This is a genomic window from Streptomyces sp. NBC_00076 (genome assembly GCF_045041235.1).
GTDB lineage: Bacteria > Actinomycetota > Actinomycetes > Streptomycetales > Streptomycetaceae > Streptomyces.
In genome coordinates this window covers 633,014-651,074 of sequence record NZ_CP108242.1, presented here as the reverse complement: position 1 = coordinate 651,074, position 18,061 = coordinate 633,014, and the positions used below count along the sequence as shown (strand labels likewise).

14 protein-coding genes are annotated in these 18,061 nt (G+C 68.4%); 5 read left to right on the top strand and 9 right to left on the bottom strand.

What is annotated here, in order from left to right; translation table 11 throughout:
* Positions 1 to 8: 8 nt before the first annotated feature.
* Positions 9 to 530 (bottom strand): ATP-binding protein, encoded by a 522-nt coding sequence (locus tag OHA64_RS03215; protein WP_405607453.1) that lies wholly within the window; start codon positions 528 to 530, stop codon positions 9 to 11.
* A gap of 907 nt (positions 531 to 1,437) precedes the next feature.
* Between OHA64_RS03215 and OHA64_RS03210 the strand changes: the two genes are divergently transcribed.
* The 4 genes from OHA64_RS03210 to OHA64_RS03195 all read left to right on the top strand — a co-directional run bounded on the left by OHA64_RS03210 (position 1,438) and on the right by OHA64_RS03195 (position 4,278).
* Positions 1,438 to 1,791: a hypothetical protein gene (locus OHA64_RS03210; protein WP_405607450.1), complete on the top strand. Its 354-nt coding sequence runs from the start codon at positions 1,438 to 1,440 to the stop codon at positions 1,789 to 1,791.
* A gap of 639 nt (positions 1,792 to 2,430) precedes the next feature.
* Positions 2,431 to 2,859, top strand: a complete 429-nt coding sequence (locus OHA64_RS03205) for a DUF402 domain-containing protein (protein ID WP_405607447.1) — start codon at positions 2,431 to 2,433, stop codon at positions 2,857 to 2,859.
* A 166-nt stretch (positions 2,860 to 3,025) separates the two neighbouring features.
* The gene (locus OHA64_RS03200) at positions 3,026 to 3,505 is read left to right on the top strand and encodes a hypothetical protein (RefSeq protein WP_405607444.1); all 480 of its coding nucleotides are present in this window, start codon (positions 3,026 to 3,028) and stop codon (positions 3,503 to 3,505) included.
* Between the two features lie 167 nt (positions 3,506 to 3,672).
* The gene (locus tag OHA64_RS03195; RefSeq protein WP_405607441.1) at positions 3,673 to 4,278 is read left to right on the top strand and encodes a dihydrofolate reductase family protein; all 606 of its coding nucleotides are present in this window, start codon (positions 3,673 to 3,675) and stop codon (positions 4,276 to 4,278) included.
* 556 nt (positions 4,279 to 4,834) lie between these two features.
* Here OHA64_RS03195 and OHA64_RS03190 read toward each other — a convergent pair.
* Entirely contained in the window at positions 4,835 to 5,482 is a 648-nt protein-coding gene (locus OHA64_RS03190; RefSeq protein ID WP_405607438.1) for a class I SAM-dependent methyltransferase, read from the bottom strand.
* An 830-nt stretch (positions 5,483 to 6,312) separates the two neighbouring features.
* Here OHA64_RS03190 and OHA64_RS03185 point away from each other — a divergent pair.
* A complete protein-coding gene (locus OHA64_RS03185) occupies positions 6,313 to 7,416 on the top strand; it encodes a 4Fe-4S binding protein (protein WP_405607435.1) in 1,104 nt (367 codons plus the stop codon).
* 221 nt (positions 7,417 to 7,637) lie between these two features.
* Here the strand turns inward: OHA64_RS03185 and OHA64_RS03180 are convergent, their stop codons facing one another.
* The 7 genes from OHA64_RS03180 to OHA64_RS03150 all read right to left on the bottom strand — a co-directional run bounded on the left by OHA64_RS03180 (position 7,638) and on the right by OHA64_RS03150 (position 17,950).
* On the bottom strand, positions 7,638 to 8,657 hold the full coding sequence (locus OHA64_RS03180; RefSeq protein ID WP_405623840.1) for a zinc-binding dehydrogenase: 1,020 nt from the start codon (positions 8,655 to 8,657) through the stop codon (positions 7,638 to 7,640).
* 73 nt (positions 8,658 to 8,730) lie between these two features.
* The gene (locus OHA64_RS03175; RefSeq protein ID WP_405607432.1) at positions 8,731 to 9,708 is read right to left on the bottom strand and encodes an aldo/keto reductase; all 978 of its coding nucleotides are present in this window, start codon (positions 9,706 to 9,708) and stop codon (positions 8,731 to 8,733) included.
* Positions 9,709 to 9,991: 283 nt separating this feature from the next.
* On the bottom strand, positions 9,992 to 10,660 hold the full coding sequence (locus OHA64_RS03170; protein WP_405607429.1) for a response regulator: 669 nt from the start codon (positions 10,658 to 10,660) through the stop codon (positions 9,992 to 9,994).
* Complete coding sequence (locus OHA64_RS03165) at positions 10,657 to 12,033, bottom strand: sensor histidine kinase (RefSeq protein WP_405607426.1); 1,377 nt, start codon at positions 12,031 to 12,033, stop codon at positions 10,657 to 10,659. The genes OHA64_RS03170 and OHA64_RS03165 overlap by 4 nt, the downstream gene beginning before the upstream one ends.
* Positions 12,034 to 12,059: 26 nt before the next feature.
* Positions 12,060 to 12,884 carry an ABC transporter permease gene (locus OHA64_RS03160; protein ID WP_405623839.1) on the bottom strand — a complete coding sequence of 275 codons (825 nt, stop codon included), beginning with the start codon at positions 12,882 to 12,884 and terminating at the stop codon, positions 12,060 to 12,062.
* Positions 12,884 to 13,813, bottom strand: coding sequence for an ABC transporter ATP-binding protein (locus OHA64_RS03155; protein WP_405607423.1), 930 nt, complete (start codon positions 13,811 to 13,813; stop codon positions 12,884 to 12,886). Before OHA64_RS03155 ends, OHA64_RS03160 begins: the two co-directional genes overlap by 1 nt.
* A 624-nt stretch (positions 13,814 to 14,437) precedes the next feature.
* A complete protein-coding gene (locus tag OHA64_RS03150) occupies positions 14,438 to 17,950 on the bottom strand; it encodes a family 78 glycoside hydrolase catalytic domain (protein WP_405607420.1) in 3,513 nt (1,170 codons plus the stop codon).
* Positions 17,951 to 18,061 lie beyond the last annotated feature (111 nt).

Sequence of the window (18,061 nt, the reverse complement as noted above, 5' to 3'; positions counted from 1 at the left end):
AGCGCTCCTCAAGGACTCTGCCGGGCTCCGCCGGAGAGGGAAGCGGGCAGAACGCTCCTGCTCCCAGGAGCGGTCTCGTCAGCTGCCAGGCGTAGATGGGCAGTGATCTTTTTTCCTCGGGCGTGCGGTGTAGCGACGACTCTGTCGCTGACCGTGTGCACGATGTGGAGTCCGTGGCCGCCGACCCGGTGCCGGTTCCCCTGCCTCATCGTCGGTTTCTCGGTGGAGTTGTCCCACACGGTGATCGTCAGTTCATCACTGGACAGGTGCACGCTCAGCCCGCAGGGGCCGGGGGCGTGCCGGATGGCGTTGGTGATCAGTTCGCTGACGGTGAGCTCGGCGTCCAGGGCCACAGGAGCGGGGACGGGGTCGCGGCCGGTATGTGGGGCGTGGGCGAGGAAGGCGCGCAGGGCCTGGCGCGCGTCGACGGCGCGGGCAGCGCCATCGGCCCACACCGCGCTGCAGCGCAGCGTGGTGTGCTCGTCAACGCCCTGCTCATCTGCCGCCTGCTTCATAAGCGGGATGACCATGTGGGTTCTTTCGTTGTGGTCGCCGCTCTGAGCGGCTTTCGGTCGTGCGTATACCCGGGAGCCGCCCGCGCACACTGTGAGCAGCCTTCCGGCGCCGACCATCCCGCGGCGTCGCGATGGTGTGCAAGGACCCGATCCGGAGTGGGGCGCATCCGCCGGCGAGGCCCGACGGGCGGCTTGTGCGACTGCTCCGGGCTGAACGTCCTGGGTGAACCCCCTTTGGGAGCCCGTAACCCGGAGCCGCGGTCGCGCTCCCGGATGGGCGACGCAAGCAGCACCGCGGGTGTGACACCTGCGGTGCCCGTTGCGCTATGACCAGTAGGGCCCGTGACCACGGCCCTCATCGCAAGACCCGCTTTCCCCCCGTAAGCGGGTCTTGCCCACGGGACGGGCAGGTGTCCCCCCGGTCGCCTGCCCGGCCCTGTGGTCCAGGCCCGACCGTTCCGTGGGAGCCTCAATGCCCGCTCTCCCGCCCGCGGCGGCAAGCGTGATCGCGACAAGAAGACGACAGAGCTGACGATCAGGCCGGTTCAGTTCCTTGTCCTTGTCCTGGGCCGGCCGGCAGATCGCGCGCCATCAGGGCCATCCGCTCGGCGTACTCGCGCCACTCCACCGGTACGACCCCGCTTCAGACGCCGGATTCAGCACGGCACCGTCGGCTTGCCCTGCGCCGGCCGGCCATGGTCCCTGCGGGACAACGTCTTCCACGCCGTCCACGAAATATACCTTCCAGTGAATATTTCGGTAAGTGCCGGGATAGTCCGCCATATTTAGGTGTTCGTAGGCGGAGGTGTAACACGGTGTCCCTTGTAAGACGCAGAAGTAGGCAGAAACGGGTCGGTGTCCGAGGCTGAACCTCAGTTCCGGGGCGACCTGCCAACAAAGCACATGCCAGATCGGATTTATCGTGAACAGCACTGACCCGGTTCCCGGATACCAGACGTATGACCAGTCCTCGGGGCCCGACCGCTCCGCGCGCAACCAGGCGGCCACACGGCGGACAGCCCTTGTGATCTGCACGATCGCTGACATAGCGGCAGCTTTGCTGGGGCTGTGGATCGTGCTCTACCTGCTCGACGCCAACCAGTCCAACGCATTTGTTGAGTTCGTGCGCGGCACGGCCAACTGGCTGTCCGGATGGGCACAGGACATTTTCACCATGGACACAGAGGGTCTACGAGTTGTCCTCAATTATGGTCTGCCTGCCGTTATATATTTGCTGGTTGGCCACGGGATTGCTGCACGGCTCAACCGGGCCTGACGGAATTACTGAATACTCGCTCAAGCCAAAATAAGCACGACATCGGAAGGAACAGAGCTGTGGCACCTGCTCCCAGCGGAAGCGATCACGTACCGATCTATGAGGACTTGGTGCGTGAACGAGGCGACGTCGTGGCCGAGGCACAGATGGCTGCCGAACATACACAGCACCAAGCAGCGGAGCTGCTCGGCAGAGAGCACTCCCACCAGCCGTACCAGCCGACGGCATGACAGGTCGCGACAGGGCGTGGGAGGGCGGAATCGCACCATCCCCCGGATGCCTCTTGGCGTGCTCCCTGGATGCGGTACGGCGGCGGCGCGGCTTGCCCGAGCGCCCGGGCGGGCGCTGAACTGCTGTCCGTGCCGGGTGTCCCGGCAGGGACGGAGGAGAAGCCGGTGCGCAGTTTCCAGGTGGGGCAGACGGTCGTACGGCGCGACGTGCACCGGTGCGGACGGGTGTGCAGCGAGCAGGCGCTGCGGGTCGTCGCCGACACGAGTGAGGCGCTGTTGGTCGCCTGCGCGCCCGGGGCGCAGACCCGTTGGCCTGCCCTGTACGCCAAGGCCCGCGCCGACGGTGACCGTTCGGCGCGCATCGAGGCGTTCAACGCGATGGCCACGGGGGAGGGAGCTCACGCCCGGGGTGTGGCAGGACACCGAGTTGCTGCTGTGGAAGCCACCTGCCCGATGGTTCAGCATCAACGCCTTTTACACGACCGCAGGACTGCGGAACTGGTACGTGAACTTCGAGCACCCCATGGTCCGAACCGTCAACGGGTTCGACACCTTCGACCTGACAGTGGACCTGGTCGTCGACCCCGACCTGACCACCCTCACGTGGAAGGACGAAGACGAGTACGCCCACGTGCGGCGGCTGGGCATCGTCACCGACATCGAGCACCAGTCCGTGGACGCGGCCCGCGCCCAGGTCCTGGCGATGATCGAGGAGCGCTCCGGCCCCTTCGCGGACGCCGACGCATGGGCCGGCTGGCGGTGGGATCAGGCCTGGCCCGTGCCGCGCCTGCCGCGCCCTGTCCCGTCCACGGAGAGGACTGTACCGACGGAGGGCTGAACCGCCGGCTGGACGGTTGCTCCAGCGCGGACAGCCCCTGGGTGTGGCTTGAAGCAACTGGGGCGAGGCCGAGCTGGGGCAGTGCCCGGCCCGGAGCGCCCGCCAACCGGAGGGGTCTTCCGGGCTGGCCCGGCATGGCGTCAGTGGCCTGGTGCGAGGCGCCCGGATGCTGATGGCCCGCGAACAAGGAGAGAGGCCGTGGTCGATCCCCGTCCTGATGGACCGGCTGCCGACGTGGATGCCCGGCCTGCGGTCTGCGTACATGTGGAATCTGGCGACGTATTCGCTGGTCGTGGGACTGTGCGTGGCGATCGCACTGGCTCCCGCGATGCAGCGCTGGTCGTGGTTGTTTCCGATGTCAGGCACCCGTGGCGGGTGTCCTGAGCTGGGCAAGTACGAGGCCATCCGCGCGCAGGCCGCGCTGGCGAACCTGGTTGGCCGTGACAGTGCCGCCTTGGCCTACGCGCGGGACGCTCAAAGCCACGCCGCCGTCGCCGACTGCCTGGCAGCCACGACGACCCAGTGGCTGCCGGTATACGGGAGCGGGGCGGCCGTAGTGGCGGGCCTGGCCACGTGGTCTCTTGACCGCGCTCGGCTGAGGAAACAATCGGCCATGGTCGGCCGAACTCCTCCTCGTCGAGGATGAGCGGGCGCACGAACGCGACAGATTCCCATCGGCTGACCATGCCGGCGTGCCGCCGGCTTCCGCGACGTCGTCGTGGTCCAGACGGCGGCCCTCGTGCTGCGCCGTGCAGTTCCGCCGATGAGTTTTAGGTGGATGTGCGGTCTACCCGTCGATGAAAGGAGCGCACCATGCGCGAGATCATTGTTTGCACGTTCCTGACGCTGGACGGCGTCATGCAGGCGCCAGGCGGTCCGGACGAGGACGCTGAGAGCGGCTTCGAGCACGGCGGCTGGCAGAAGCCGGTGGCCGACGACGAGGTCGGCACGGCCATCGCCGGCTGGTACGAGCACTCCGACGCCATGCTGCTCGGCCGCAAGACGTACGAGATCTTCGCGTCGTACTGGCCGACCGCCGATCCCGACAACCCGTTCACCCATCGGATGAACAGCATGCACAAGTACGTGGCGTCTCGGACCCTGACGTCCGTCGACTGGCAGAACTCAACGCTGCTGGAGGGCGACATCGTCGATGCCGTACGCGAGCTGAAGGCGTCCGACGGCGGCAAGATCAACGTCGTCGGCAGCGGCGACCTCGCCCAGACCCTCATGCGGCACGGCCTCGTCGACGAGTACCGGCTGACCATCCATCCGGTGATCATCGGCACCGGCAAGCGGCTCTTCGCCGAAGGAGCGATCCCCACTGCGCTGGAGCCGGTCAGCGTCTCGACGACGAAGGGCGGCACCGTCGTCGGGATCTACCGGCCGAACGGTAAGCCCACCTACGACAGCTACTGAGGGTTTCGTCCGGATCACCGAGAGGACCAGAGAAAGATGCCCGCGACGTGGAGTCCGGCCAGGCAGATGGTCGCGGTCTCCTGGTAACGGGTGGCAATGCCGCGGGTGCCGTCGAAGAGGCCGATGACGCGTTGGCAGGAAGGGAAGTGCTACCTGCTGACGCGGCCGTCGGCCGTTCTCTCAGCCCGTTGAAATGCGCGTGCCTGATCGTTCCTCTGTTCGACCTATCCCCGGGTAGCCGAGTTTCTCGCGCGAACCTGGCGTCTTCGACTGGGACCGGACGTCAGCCCGGAGGACCGGCTGACCGCCCAGGACCTTCGGTCAGGAGGAGTGCGATGAGCGGGGTCCCGAAGAGAGGCGGCGAACAAGACCCTGCCCTGACGCCACTGAGATCCGGGCCAGGATCGGAAAGCGCCTGGACGACGTTGCCAAGATCCTGGCTGGAGCCTTCGTCGCCGTTGCCGGCGTCATGAGCCTCTTGGCCTCAGCAGCGACATCGTGTCCGTTGCCCTCAACAATGACTTGTGGCGACCCGCTGCTTCCGTACCGGCACCAACTAGCCTTTGCGGGCTAGCAGTTGAATCTCCCGGAACTGCCGTCGGTCGGTGGGCTGAGGCGCGCGAACCATCCGGGCCACCTCGGCCAACCCGGACTCGCGCAGCATCGCGGCGAGATGATCGGGCAACCAGCGATAGGCAGGCGTGACTGCGTGATCGAAGACCTGCGTCGGGTGAGACGGATCGTCGCCGGCCCAAAAGCCGACCAGAAGGTGGCCGCCAGGAGCCAGCACACGGTGGAACTCCGCCAAGATGACAGGGAGTTCCTGCGGCGGAGTGTGGATGATGGACCAACGTGAGAGTATGCCGCCCAGCGCGCCGTCAGCGATGTCCAACGCGGCCATCGAGCCCACGTCGAACCGCAGGTCCGGATAGGCCTCTCGAGCCAACTTGATCATCGCAGGAGAGACATCAACGCCAAATGGAGTCAGCCCCAACTCGCCAAGATAAGCGGTGACATCGCCAGGACCACACCCCAGGTCAGCGACCTGGCCATCCCCACTCGCACTCACCACTTCGGCGAAGACACTTAAAATCGCGCGGTCCAGCGGCCTGTCGCGCAGCGCGTCACGGAACAGCTGCGCATAGGTGGGGGCAACGGCGTCGTAGGCCTCGCGGGTGGTACCGAGGGCATCGTGTTCGACCATGCGAGCGACAGTGGCCCGTCGCCCTGGGACGCGCCGAGAGAATCACGTCGGCCTCCGCTCGCTGCCGGTCGTCGGACCGCCTTGGATCCAGCCTTGGCGCTGCCACCACGTCCGATCGCCTTGCGGGCTATCCGCAGCTCCCGGTTGATGACCGTGTCGGTGTCCATCTCATCCGCTCGCGCCGCCGCCGGCTGTGCCAGTACCTTCGGCAGCGCCGGGTCGTCGATCGCGGCGGCGGCGGCGGCGGGGGGCGGGACGGGGAACGGGGGAGACGGGGGCGGGGCGAAAGGGGGACGGGCGGCTTCGCGCCCGGGCGGGAGGCCCCGGGTGGGCTGGTTCGCCAGCGAGCATCCCCCGCGTCGTCAGCGAGGTCCGGTGGATCCGCGCGCCGCAGGACTTCGCGATGCCCCCGCAGGTATTTCCGATCGTCGGATATTCGCTTCATATGGGAATCAGTGCGGGGTCCGGGTGTCCGGGCATCCGGCTGTATGGCAGGTGCGGGCGGTCGGAATCCGGCTTCCACGCCACCCGTGGTTGCTTGCCGGGGAGTGTGCGCGAGGGCGGATTCACCGTTCCCGCCTGCCCGAGACGCGCCGCGCCCGGCAGGTGAACGTCACGACAGCCGTCACGACGCCTGCGCGAGGCCCGGGCCATGGCGGAGGGTATGCGCGCCACGCTGAAGCGCCTGGCCGGTCGCGGCAGGCGTCAAACTCGCCCCGGCTCGTCCCCACTTGACCTTGCGCGAAAAAACTGATCGGTTTACGGTGGTGAAACTGATCGGTTTCTCGTCGTGGAGGCGAGTCCCGGAACGAGACTTCTAGGAGTGTTGGATGACTACCGCGCGCGGTGCCGAGGTGGAGTCGGCGGACCCCAGGCTTCCGGCGAAGTTGGCTGCCCATCCGTCGGTGCGGGCGGTGCTCGCCCGGCGCAGGGCCGGTGACACAGTGAGCCCGTCGGCGGTGATCGACGCGGCCTGGCTGCGGGAGCTGTGTCTGGCGGCAGGCGCGGACGACGTGGCCGCGGTCAGTCTGGACCACCCCGACCTGGCCGGCGAGCGCGAACACGCACGGTCCGCACTGCCCGGCACCCGCGCCCTGATCGCGATGGCGTTCCGGATGAACCGCGACAACTGCCGCTCACCGGCGCGCAGCGTGGCCAACCAGGAATTCCACCAGACCGACGAGCAGGCCAACCACGCCGCCCGCAGCGTCACCCAGGCCCTGCAGGACGCCGGCTACCGCGCGCTCAACCCGTCGGTCGGCTTCCCCCAGGAGATGGACCGCTTCCCCAGTGAGCGGATCTGGGTGGTGGCGCACAAGACAGTCGCGGTGGCCGCGGGGCTCGGCGTGATGGGCCTGCACCGCAACGTCATCCACCCGAAGTTCGGCAGCTTCGTGTTGCTGGCCACCGTCCTGGTGGACGCGGAAGTGAGCGAGTACGGGCAGGCGTTGGACTACAACCCCTGTATCGACTGCAAGTTGTGCGTCGCCGCCTGCCCGGTCGGCGCCATCAGCAAGGACGGGGCGTTCGACGCGCTGGCCTGTACCACGCACAACTACCGTGAGTTCATGAGCGGGTTCACCGACTGGGCCCAGACCGTGGCTGACAGTGAGGACGCCGCCGACTACCGCTCCCGGGTCACTGATTCCGAGAGCGCCTCCATGTGGCAGAGCCTGGCCTCTCCCCCCGGTTACAAGTCCGGCTACTGCCTCGCCGTCTGCCCTGCCGGCGAGGATGTCCTGGGGCCGTACCTGGATGACCGCAAGAGGTTCATGGACACCGTTCTGCGACCGCTACGAGACAAGAAGGAAACCCTGTACGTCCTGCCGGGCTCACATGCGCAGGAGTACGCCCAGCGCCGCTTCCCGCACAAGCCGGTCAAGGAAGTCACCGGCGGCTGGCAGCCCCCGGAGCAACGCCCCGGAGCCTCCTGACGCCCGCGCGCCTTGCGTAGCTCGACAAGCCGGCCGGCCGGCGTCTGCCCGCACCCCAGCACCCCCGCAGGAAAAGGCCCCACATGAGTGGCACATGGCGCGCGGTCTCGAAGGCGCGCTGGGTGTTCGCCTCGGCGGGTGCGTGGCCCTGGACTCAGAGCTCGGTGGCGAGGAACAGCTCCGCACGCGGGACGTCACTCTTCTTGTGGCACTGAGAGGTCTCAGAAGGTGATGAGCGGCTTGAGGGCGCGGCGGTCGGCCATGGCCTGATAGGCGTCCGGGACCTGGTCGAGGGAGAAGCTCTGGTCGAAAACGCGGCCCGGTTCGATGGTGCCGTCCACGACGTCCGGCATCAGCTCCTCGATGTAGGCGCGAGCAGGGCTCGCGCCACCGGTGAGAGTGATGTTCCGCATGATCATGGACGGGCCGACGGGACCTTCCTCGTACTGCGGGACGCCCAGGCGGCTGATGGTGCCGCCGTCCACGACCGCTGCGAGTGCGGTGTCCAGCGTCTGACGGGTACCGACGGCCTCGATGACCTTCTCGACACCGTCGCCGCCGGTCAGTTCGCGGACACGGCAGACGCCTTCCTCGCCGCGCTCGGCGACGACGTCGGTGGCGCCGAACTCGCGGCCCAGGTCAGTACGGGCCTTGTGGCGGCCCATGAGGACGACTCGTTCGGCGCCCAGCCGCTTGGCGGCGATCACCGCGCACAGGCCGACCGCGCCGTCCCCGATGACCAGCACGGAGTCCCCACTGGCGACCCCAGCGGTGACGGCACCGTGGTGGCCGGTGCCCATCACGTCCGAGAGGGCCAGCAGCGAGGGCAGCACCGCGGAGTCGGCACCGACGGGCAGCTTGACCAGGGTGCCGTCCGCCTGGGGCACGCGTACGGCCTCTCCCTGGCCTCCGTCCACGCCGTCGAAGCCGTACCGGCCACCTTGCCGGCACGAGAATTGCAGGCCGCGGGCGCAGTAGTCGCAGGTGTTGTCGCAGTACGTGAACGGAGCGACGACCAGGTCGCCGGGCTTGATGCCGGACACGTCGGAGCCGGTCTCCTCGACCACACCGAGGAACTCGTGTCCCATCGGACGGCCGGTGTCGGTGGCGGGCATGGACTTGTAGGGCCACAGGTCGCTGCCGCACACGCACGACAGGACGGTGCGGACGACGGCGTCGGTGGTCTGCTGGACCTTCGGGTCGGGACGGTCCTCGATCCGGACGTCACCGGCGCCGTACATCATCACTGCACGCACAGGGTTCTCCTCTTTCCGAACAGGGTGTTTCAGACATGGGGGGCGGGGGCGGAGCTGGTCAGCGTTCGAGCATCCGCAGCCCCGCTTCGGTGTGGGTCTCACCGGCGGCCGGAGGCAGGCTGCTGAGCTTGTCCATCTGTTCGGTGGTCAGCGAGAGGCCGTCGGCGGCGGTGTTCTCCTCGACCCGGTGCACGCGCTTGGTGCCGGGGATGGGAGCGATGTCGTCGCCCTGCGCGAGCAGCCAGGCGAGGGCGACCTGTGCCGGTGTCGCCCCGGCTTCGGTGGCGACGGACTGGACCTCGTCGGCGAGGCGCAGATTGCGCTGGAAGTTCTCGCCGGTGAAGCGCGGGTTGCCGTGGCGGAAGTCGCCTTCCTTGAAGTCGTCGGTGGAGCGGATCTCCCCGGTGAGGAATCCGTGCCCGAGCGGCGAGAAAGGCACCAGGCCGATGTTCAGCTCGCGCAGCACCGGCAGCACCCGCTCCTCCAGGCCGCGGGTCCACAGGGAGTACTCGGACTGCACAGCCGTGACCGGGTGAACGGCGTGCGCGCGGCGGATGGTGTCCGGCCCCGCCTCGGACAGGCCGAACGCACGGATCTTCCCCTCGGCGACCAACTCGCCCACCACACCGGCCGTATCCTCGATGGGCGTGTTCGGGTCGACCCGGTGTTGGTAGTAGAGGTCGATGTGGTCGGTACCCAACCGCTTCAGGGAACCTTCAACGGCCTTGCGGATGTTGGCCGGGCTGCTGTCGAGGTTCCACGGGCCTGCTCCGGCGTGTGAGACCAGACCGAACTTCGTCGCCAGCACGACCTGGTCGCGGCGGCCCTTCAGAGCGCGGCCGAGCAGTTCCTCGTTGGTGTAGGGGCCGTAGATCTCGGCGGTGTCGATCAGCGTGACGCCCAGCTCCAGGGCCCGGTGCAGGGTACGGACGGACTCCGCCTCATCGGTCCCGGAGTCGGAGTACCCGTGGGACATCCCCATCGCACCCAGGCCGATCCGGGAGACCTCCAGGTCACGTAGCTTGATGTATTTCATTGCGCTTTCCCCTTTTTGGGCTCTTTGCTGGTTCAGACTGAGTCCGTGGTGACGCCGTCCACCCTGCCGTCCCGCGTGCACTGCAGGGAGGCCGGGCTTTTCCAGGGGGAAATAGCGGGGGGTATGACAGGGCCCCCTCGCGGAAACCCTCCTGGTCGCAGCGTCGCGACACTGGCCTCATGGCACAGACCAGCGCACCAGCGGCGACGAACTGGCGCGGCCTATGCGCGCCCGCCTGGAGCGAGGCAAGGAAACCCGGCCCGGTCAGGCGGTTCGCGGCCGGCTAACCGTGAGGGCGTACGAGTCCGGCGTCGTAGGCGAGGATGACGGCCTGGATCCGGTCGCGGGCGCCGATCTTGGCGAGTACGCGGCCGACGTGCTTCTTCACGGTGGATTCGGTCAGGACGAGGCGTTCGGCGATCTCGGTGTTGGTCCAGCCTTTGCCGATGGCGACCAGCACTTCGTACTCGCGTTCGCTGAGGGCCCGGAGCCTGGGGTCGTCGGTCTGGGGGCCCTCGACGGCGGAGAGCACCTGGTGGGCGTGGGCGTCGAGCAGGCGCCGGGTCAGGCTGGGGGCGACCACCGCGTCGCCACTCGCGACGGCCCGGATTCCGGCGATGACTTCCTCGGGGCGGGCATCCTTGAGGAGGAATCCGCTGGCCCCGGCACGCAGGCCTTCGTACGCGTACTCGTCGAGGTCGAAGGTGGTCACGATGAGCACGCGGGTACGGCCGCCGCCGGCGACGATGCGGCGCGCCGCCTCTATGCCGTCCATGCCGGGCATGCGGATGTCCATCAGGACGACGTCGGGTCGCAGTTCCGCGGCGAGGCGGACGGCTTCGGCGCCGTGCTCTGCCTCGCCGACCGGAGTCATGCCGGGGGTGCCCTGCAGCAGCATGCGGAAGCCGAGGCGTTGCAGTGGCTGGTCGTCGGCGATCAGCACGGTGGTCATGACAGTTGTTCTCCTGATGCCGGCAGGGTGGGTGCGGCGGGCACGTCGAGGACCACGTCCACGATCCAGCCGGTGTCGGCACCGCTTTCGCGTGGGCCGATGGTGACGGCACCGCCGTACATGGCGGCCCGCTGGCGGATGCCCACGAGGCCGTGTCCGGGTTCGCCGGTCCCGCCGCTCGGCTCCGCACGCACCCCTGCCCCCGGCGGTGCTCCTGTGTCGGCGACCCGGAGGCGGACTTCCCGGGTGTCGGCGGTCACGGAGACCTCGGCGGCGGAACCCCTACCGGCGTGCTTGATCGTGTTGGTGAGCGCTTCCTGGATGATGCGGTACACGGTGAGCTGTACGCCGCTGCCCAGCCCGTCGAGGTCCCCCATCGTCCGGTAGGTCACCGTCAGTCCCGCCGCGCGGACCCGGGCCAGCAGTGCGTCGAGATCGAGGATTCCCGGCTGCGGGCTGAGCAGCCCTACGGTGTCCTGCTGCTCCGCACGGAGAACGCCCAGGACGCGACGCAGTTCGCCCATGGCCTGGCGCCCGGTGTCGCCGATGATTCGCAGGGCTTCGGCGGATCGCTCGTTCCTGCTGGCGGCGAGGGTCGAGGCTCCGTCGGCGAGACCGACCATGACGGAGAGGTTGTGGCCGACGATGTCGTGCATCTCGCGCGCGACCCGGGAACGCTCGGCGGCGGCGGTGAGCTGGACGCGCTGGTCCCGCTCGATCTCCAGTCGCGCGGCCCGGTCCTCGAGCGTGGCCAGATACATTCGGCGGATACGGAGCGTAAGGCCGACGGCGACCGCCGCGGTGGCCGTCCCCACCAGGAAGAAGAGTCCGGGCAGTGGATGCTCGACGGGCACCAGGAAACAGACGGCCGTCACCAGCTCGGCCAGGGTCAGTACCGCGGCCCAGCCCAGCGCCCGCAGCGAACCGCGCAGGGCAAGGCTGTACAGGGCGACGAGCAGGCTGATGCCGGCCCCTTGCCAGATCCCCAGTGACCACTGGGCGAGAGACACCGGCGCGATCATGAAGAACGTGACGGCCGGAACCCTCCGACGCCACCACAGCGGCAAGATGAGCGCGACGGCGAATCCGAGCACGACGGCGGTCGGCAGATCGCCGCGGTTGCCGGTGTCCCCGAAGGGACCGTCGTTGCCCCCGCCGGAGAACACGTCGGGCAGGCTGACGAGGGCGACGGCCAGCACGACCGCGGTGTCGAGCAGCCACGGATGCCGCCGGTCCAGCCGCTGCTGGTGGCTCTGCCCGCGCAGCAGACGGCCCAGAAGCGGATGCGCCCAGGCGGCGTCGAGCCCAGGGGGCAGCGGGAGCGTCGTGCCCTGGGCCTTGTCCGCGGCGGCTGCCGGCGGTTGCGCGGTCATGGCACCCATTGTCATCGGTCCGCTGGTCAGACGTCGGTTCGGGCCAGTCGGTACGCCGCTCCGGCGAGCGTCAGTGCCACCCAGCCGGCGAACACCGCGAGCCCGGCCCCGGGCGCGAGGGCATCCGAGGACTCGTGCAGTGCGTACATGGCCGAACCCGCGTTGCCGGGGAGATAGGGCGCGATCGTGTCCTCCCACGAGTTGGGCAGCAGGCTGGTCAGGCCGGACAGGATCAGCAGGACGCCGACAAGGATCGCGATGCCGCCCGCGGTGGAGCGGACCAGTGCCCCCAGGGCCACGCCGAACACACCGACCAGGCCGAGGTAGAGACCGGCGCCTGCCAGGCTGCGCAGTACCCCGTCGTCGCCCAGGGACAGCGCGATCTTCTCGCCGTCCAGGCCCAGGCTGCCCAGCTGGAACGCCGCCAGCGCGCCGATCATGGAAAGGACCAGTGCGGTGGCCCCGAACACGGCGCTCTTCGACCACAGGACCGGCAGCCGTCGCGGCACCGCGGCCAGGGTGGAGCGGATCATCCCGGTGCTGTACTCGCCCGCCGAGATCAACACCCCGAGAACCCCTATGGCCAGCGACGCGAACGTCAAGCCGGTCAGGGCCACGCTGATCGCATCGCTCGCGCCGCCGGAGCCCGGGCCGGGCGGCCCGTCGTTCCCGACGGCATCGGGGCTGTAGGTGGCGGAGGCGATCGCCCCGATGGCGATCAGCAGGAGCAGAGCGACGCCCAGAGTGATCCAACTGGAGCGCAGCGACCAGAACTTGGCCCACTCCGAGCGCAACACCCGGCGGCCGGTCACTTTGTGGACCGGCACCGTGGAAAGGGTCGTGACGGTCATCATGCAGCCTCTCGGACGGTGCCGACGGGGGCGCTGTGGTACTCCACGGCGTCACTGGTGAGTTCCATGAACGCCTCCTCCAAGGAGACGGACTGCGGGGTGAGTTCGTGCAGCGGCACCCCGTGCTGAGCGGCGATCGCCCCGATCTCACGGGCGTCGCGCCCGGAGACCAGCAACTCCTCGGCCGCGGACGAGACGATGGTGACGTCGGGGCCGGCCAGGAGCGAGCGCAGCCTCACGGCCTCGCTGGTGGCGACCTTCACGCCGCCGCCCCCGGCCTGCCGGACGAAGTCGTCGACCGTGGTGTCCGCGAGCAGCCGTCCCCGCCCGATGATCACCAGATGGTCGGCGATCAGCGCGGTCTCGCTCATCAGGTGCGAGGACAGCATCACGGCTCGGCCCTCGTCGGCCAGCCCGGACAGCAGATTGCGCACCCACAGCACGCCCTCCGGGTCGAGGCCGTTGACCGGTTCGTCGAGCATGACGACCGCCGGGTCGCCGAGCAGGGCCGCGGCGATGCCGAGCCGCTGGCCCATGCCGAGCGAGAAGGCGCCCACGCGTTTGCCGGCCACGCTGCCGAGCCCGGCCAGCTCGATGACCTCGTCCACCCGGCGGCGCGAGATGCCGTGGGTGTGCGCGAGCGCCATCAGGTGACTGACCGCGGTACGTCCGGGGTGGACGGACTTGGCCTCCAGCAGGGTGCCGATCTCGTGCAAGGGCGCGCTGTGCTGGGCGTAGCGGAGGCCGTTGACGGTGACCGAGCCTCTGGTGGGGGAGTCCAGGCCAATGATCATGCGCATGGTCGTGGACTTGCCCGCGCCGTTGGGGCCCAGGAAGCCGGTCACCTCACCGGGTTTGACGGTGAAGCTCAAAGCGTCGACCACCGTCTTGTCCCCGTACCGCTTCGTCAGCTCACGCGCCTCGATCATGGGTGGGCCTTCCTCGTCCTGAACTCGGCCCCGGCTGCACCGCGGCATCTGCGTTCGACGCTATGGGGGCATCGGGCCGCGACGCTGGGACCACGGGAGACTCTTCGGGGGGCGACTGGTACCTCGGTACCAGTCCGGCGCCCTTGTGCGGCGACGCTCAGGGGAGCCCAGCGGAACTTCGGCGAATTCCCAACCCGGGTGTCGCTCGCGGCCTCCAGCCCGCGGCCCGCCCTTCCGGCCTGTCGGGCACGAGCGGCAGCACCGTCGAGACCGTCGTCCCTGTCCGCAACGAGGAACGGGGCGTTGCCGGGTGGGCTGCCTGCGCACATCCCGCACGCGCGGCTGCGGAGGTCGGCAGCCGCCTCGCGCAGGGCGGGCGGAGCGTACGCGGACCCAGCCGCGAGCTGATCTGCCGCTGCCGCACCGCCATCGTCCGGCTGACGCCCGGCACTCGGTTCTGTGCCGCGGGCGCGCGGTGCGGCCGTACGGCGGCCCGCATCGAGGAGCTGCGGCCTCGCTCTCCTGCCGGCCGGGACCAGATCTGGCAGGAGAGCGAGGTCAGCGGCAGCGGCCGCTGTTCAGGCTGCGCTTATGGTTCAGCGTTCATGAGCGGGACGGACACCTTCACATGCCCTTTTCGATGCGGCCGATGAGCGCTTGCACGGTCGCTCCCTGGGAGGCCGTCAGCGTTCCCTTGTGGACCTGCTGAGTGGTCCAGACACCGATCTCGCCCAGGCGTGCCCGGGCTCGGCTCACGTGTTCGTCGGTGCTCTGCGCAGCACCCGTGACGTAGGTGGTCCAGGCGGCGTTGACGGAGGTCTGTACCTGCCGGGCCTTCTCACTGGCCGTCGGTGCTCCTGGAGCGTCCAGGTTCGACACCAGGTCACGCAGCTCTCCTGCTGCCTCCTTGGCCTCGCCGAGGCCGCCGAGGACGGTGTCGACGCCGAAGCTGTAGGACCCCGAGCCGACCTCGAACACGGTGGCCCCGTCCTCCACGCGGAGGAACCGGACGCCCTTGGCCTTGTCGGCCGGTCGGCCGCCCTCGGTGACCGCCCAACGCGTCTTCGCCGGTACGTGTACCTCCGCGACGGTGTTGACCGGCACCGTCACCTTCAGGTCGAAGGCGCCGTTGTGGATGCTCCACTTGGACGACAGGAGCCCGTACACGGTCTTGAGGCGGCCCGAACCCTCCGTCAGGTTTCCGCCGGGCACCGGAGCGATCCGGGAGCGCTTGTAGCCGGGCTGGATCGCGGAGAGGCCGCCGATGTTCTGGGACATCCAGTCGCCCACGGCGCCGTAGGCGTAGTGGTTGAAGGAGTTCATGTCGACCGGGCCGAAACTGCCGTCGGGCATGATCGAGTTCCAGCGCTCCCACACGGTGGTGGCACCGTTGACGACCTCGTACCCCCAGGACGGGTAGTCCTTGTGCAGCAGCATCTTGTAGGCCAGGTCGTCCCGGCCGATCTTGCTCAGAGCGGGCAGCAGCAGCGGTGTGCCGATGAAGCCGGTCCGCAGGTGGTAGTCGGTGAGGGCCAGTTTGGCCACGAACTTCTCGCCGACCTTCTCGACCAGTGCCGGATCCGAGACCAGGTTCATGGTGAGGGCCATCGCGTATCCGGTCTGCGAGTTGCCCTTGACGGTGCCGTCGGCTGCGACGTAGGCCTTGGTGAAGGCGTCGCGGATGTCGGTGGAGAGCTTGCTGTAGTCGGACGCCGCCGTGTCGTCGCCGAGGGCCTTGGCCATTTCCGCCATCATGCGGGCATTCTCGGCGTAGTAGGCCGTGCCCAGGATGCCCTGCTCGGTCGGGTCGTCCAGGTTCAGCCAGTCGTTGGTGAAGAAGGTGGTGCGGCCGGGCTCGAGAAGGTCCGGTCCGGCACTGTCGCGCACGAACTGGAAGAACTTCTGCATGGCGGGGTAGTTCTCCCGCAGGATGCGGGTGTCGTCGTAGGAGCGCCACACGGAATACGGCACGGTGATCATCACGTCGGACCACCCGACACCGCTGTCGCCGAACTGGCCCTGAGGGGTCGGTACGACCGCCGGGAGGTCACCGCCCGCGTACTGGGAGTTGCGCACGTCAGCCATCCAGTGCGACAGGAACGCGCGGGTGTCGACGAGGTAGTTGGCGGTCGGCGCGAACAGGCTGATGTCTCCGGTCCATCCCAGGCGTTCGTCGCGGGCGGGGGTGTCGGTGGGGATGGAGAGGAAGTTGCCCCGCTGGCTCCAGGAGATGTTGCTCACCAGTTGGTTGAGCACGCTGTCCGAGGTCCGCAGGGTGCCGGTGGACGGGAGGTCGGAACCCCACACGACGCCCTTGACGTCCGAGAGGGCAGGAGGCTCGTTCACCCCGGTGATCTCGATGTAGCGGAACCCGTGCTGGGTGAAGGTGGGCTCGTAGGTCACCGTTCCGGTCTCGGCGAAGGTGTAGCGGTCGGTGACCTTGGCACTGCGGAAGTTGTCGGTGTAGAGGGTGCCGTTCTTGTTGAGCACCTCCGCGTAGCGGATCTTGACTGTCTGCCCGGCGGAGCCGGTCAGCTTCAGCCGCGACACGCCGACCATGTTCTGCCCGAGGTCGTAGACGTAGGTCCCAGCGGTGGGCTCGGTCGTCTTCCGGGCATCGAGCACCTGGGTCCGGCGCACAGGCTCGTCGCTCTGCGGGACCAGGAGGGCGGTACGAGACTCCAGGCTCGCGGCGGGTTCCCACTTCTCGTCGTCGAATCCCGGCCGACTCCAGCCCGAGGGCTTCAGACGGGCGTCATAGGTCTCGCCGTCCTGCAGGTCAGCCTTGACGTAGGGCCCCTCCGCCGCTTTCCACGAACCGTCCGTGGCGACCCAGTCGACCGACCCGTCGGTGTAGGTGATGCGCATCCTGGCCACGAGAGCGGGGGTGTCCCCGTACTGACGGGCCCAGCCGAGCCCTACCTTGCCGGCCCACCAGCCGTCCGCCAGGGATGCGCCGATCGCGTTGTCGCCGGCCTTGAGCAGCTTCGTCACGTCGTACGTCTGGGACTGGATGCGCTTGTGGTAATTCGTCCAGCCCGGGGCAAGCACCTGGTCACCGACCGGCCTGCCGTTGATCTCCAGCTGGTAAACGCCGAGTGCCGACGCGTAGACCCGCGCAGAGGCGACCTCCTTGCCGGCCTTCGTCGCGAAGTCCCTGCGCAGCAACGGCAGCGGCCGGGCCGCGGGTTCGTAGAGGGCGTCCGTGGTGCCGGAGACGACCAGGGCGGAGTCGACGATCTCACCGCCGGTGAACGGGTTCCGACGGGATGCGAAGTCGGTGTCCAGCAGCGTGCTGCCGTCGGCCCCGGTCACGACGGCGTCGTAGACGGTTCCCCGTTCGCCGCAACACGCGTGGGTGCGGAAACCGACGTAGCCCTTCGTGAACGTGGAGTCCGTGAAGGTGTTGACCAGCTTGCCGTCGAGGGTCGTGTTGATCGTGGTGCCCACCGTGTCGTAGCGGACGGTGTGCCGGCCGGCGAGGAGATCCGCGTTGGTGAAGCCGAAGGACGCGAGGTCCACCTCTTGAAGCACACTGTAGGTGCCCTGGACCTGCTTGTGCAGTCTCAGCATCGGGGTGGGGCCCGTGACGTTGAACTGCCACATGTACCCGTTGCCGGCGTCGGAGGCACGCAGGAACATACCGAATGCGGCGCTGTCGATCTTGAACTCGACCGTGGCGGTGTAGTCGGTCCACTTGTCCAGCTCACTCGGAGCCGCAGGACGAGCGATCCACTCGGCACCGTCCCAGTCGCCGGGATTCAGCAGACCTGTTTCGAAGTACGCGCCCGCACTCCATGGACTTGCGACTCCCTTGTCGTCCCAGGCCCGAACGCGCCAGAAGTAACGGGTGGCCGATTTCAGGTCGGGACCGCGGTATTGGATGTCGACCTGGCGGTCGGAGTTCACCTTCCCGGACGACCACACGTCGGCAGACCCTGGCGTGTGTCCGACCTGGATCTCGTAGGCCTTCTGCGATGTCGCCCGCCGCCCCGACGCCAACTGCCAGCCGAAAGCCGGGTCCTCACCACCTATGCCCAGTGGGTTCACCCGGCCGTTGGTGGTCAGGGCCTTCACGGCGAAGGGTGCGTCCGACATCGACGACGCGGGGGACAGGGACGTCGGCAGGATCGCCATGCTTGCGAGTACGGCAGATACAACAGAGCCTCTGAGGAGCACGAACAAGAGCGAGCGTTTACGGAGCACGGAATCTCCATGTTTTGAATCGTTTCAATCGCGCGGGTTACC

Coding starts and splice junctions, on each gene's coding strand:
- OHA64_RS03180 (WP_405623840.1), bottom strand. CDS start 8,657: ATGTACGGCGCCGGTGACGTCCGGATCGAGGACCGTCCCGACCCGAAG.
- OHA64_RS03160 (WP_405623839.1), bottom strand. CDS start 12,884: ATGACCGTCACGACCCTTTCCACGGTGCCGGTCCACAAAGTGACCGGC.
- OHA64_RS03170 (WP_405607429.1), bottom strand. CDS start 10,660: ATGACCACCGTGCTGATCGCCGACGACCAGCCACTGCAACGCCTCGGC.
- OHA64_RS03195 (WP_405607441.1), top strand. CDS start 3,673: ATGCGCGAGATCATTGTTTGCACGTTCCTGACGCTGGACGGCGTCATG.
- OHA64_RS03215 (WP_405607453.1), bottom strand. CDS start 530: ATGGTCATCCCGCTTATGAAGCAGGCGGCAGATGAGCAGGGCGTTGAC.
- OHA64_RS03155 (WP_405607423.1), bottom strand. CDS start 13,813: ATGATCGAGGCGCGTGAGCTGACGAAGCGGTACGGGGACAAGACGGTG.
- OHA64_RS03190 (WP_405607438.1), bottom strand. CDS start 5,482: ATGGTCGAACACGATGCCCTCGGTACCACCCGCGAGGCCTACGACGCC.
- OHA64_RS03165 (WP_405607426.1), bottom strand. CDS start 12,033: ATGACCGCGCAACCGCCGGCAGCCGCCGCGGACAAGGCCCAGGGCACG.
- OHA64_RS03150 (WP_405607420.1), bottom strand. CDS start 17,950: ATGGCGATCCTGCCGACGTCCCTGTCCCCCGCGTCGTCGATGTCGGAC.
- OHA64_RS03200 (WP_405607444.1), top strand. CDS start 3,026: ATGCTGATGGCCCGCGAACAAGGAGAGAGGCCGTGGTCGATCCCCGTC.
- OHA64_RS03175 (WP_405607432.1), bottom strand. CDS start 9,708: ATGAAATACATCAAGCTACGTGACCTGGAGGTCTCCCGGATCGGCCTG.
- OHA64_RS03185 (WP_405607435.1), top strand. CDS start 6,313: ATGACTACCGCGCGCGGTGCCGAGGTGGAGTCGGCGGACCCCAGGCTT.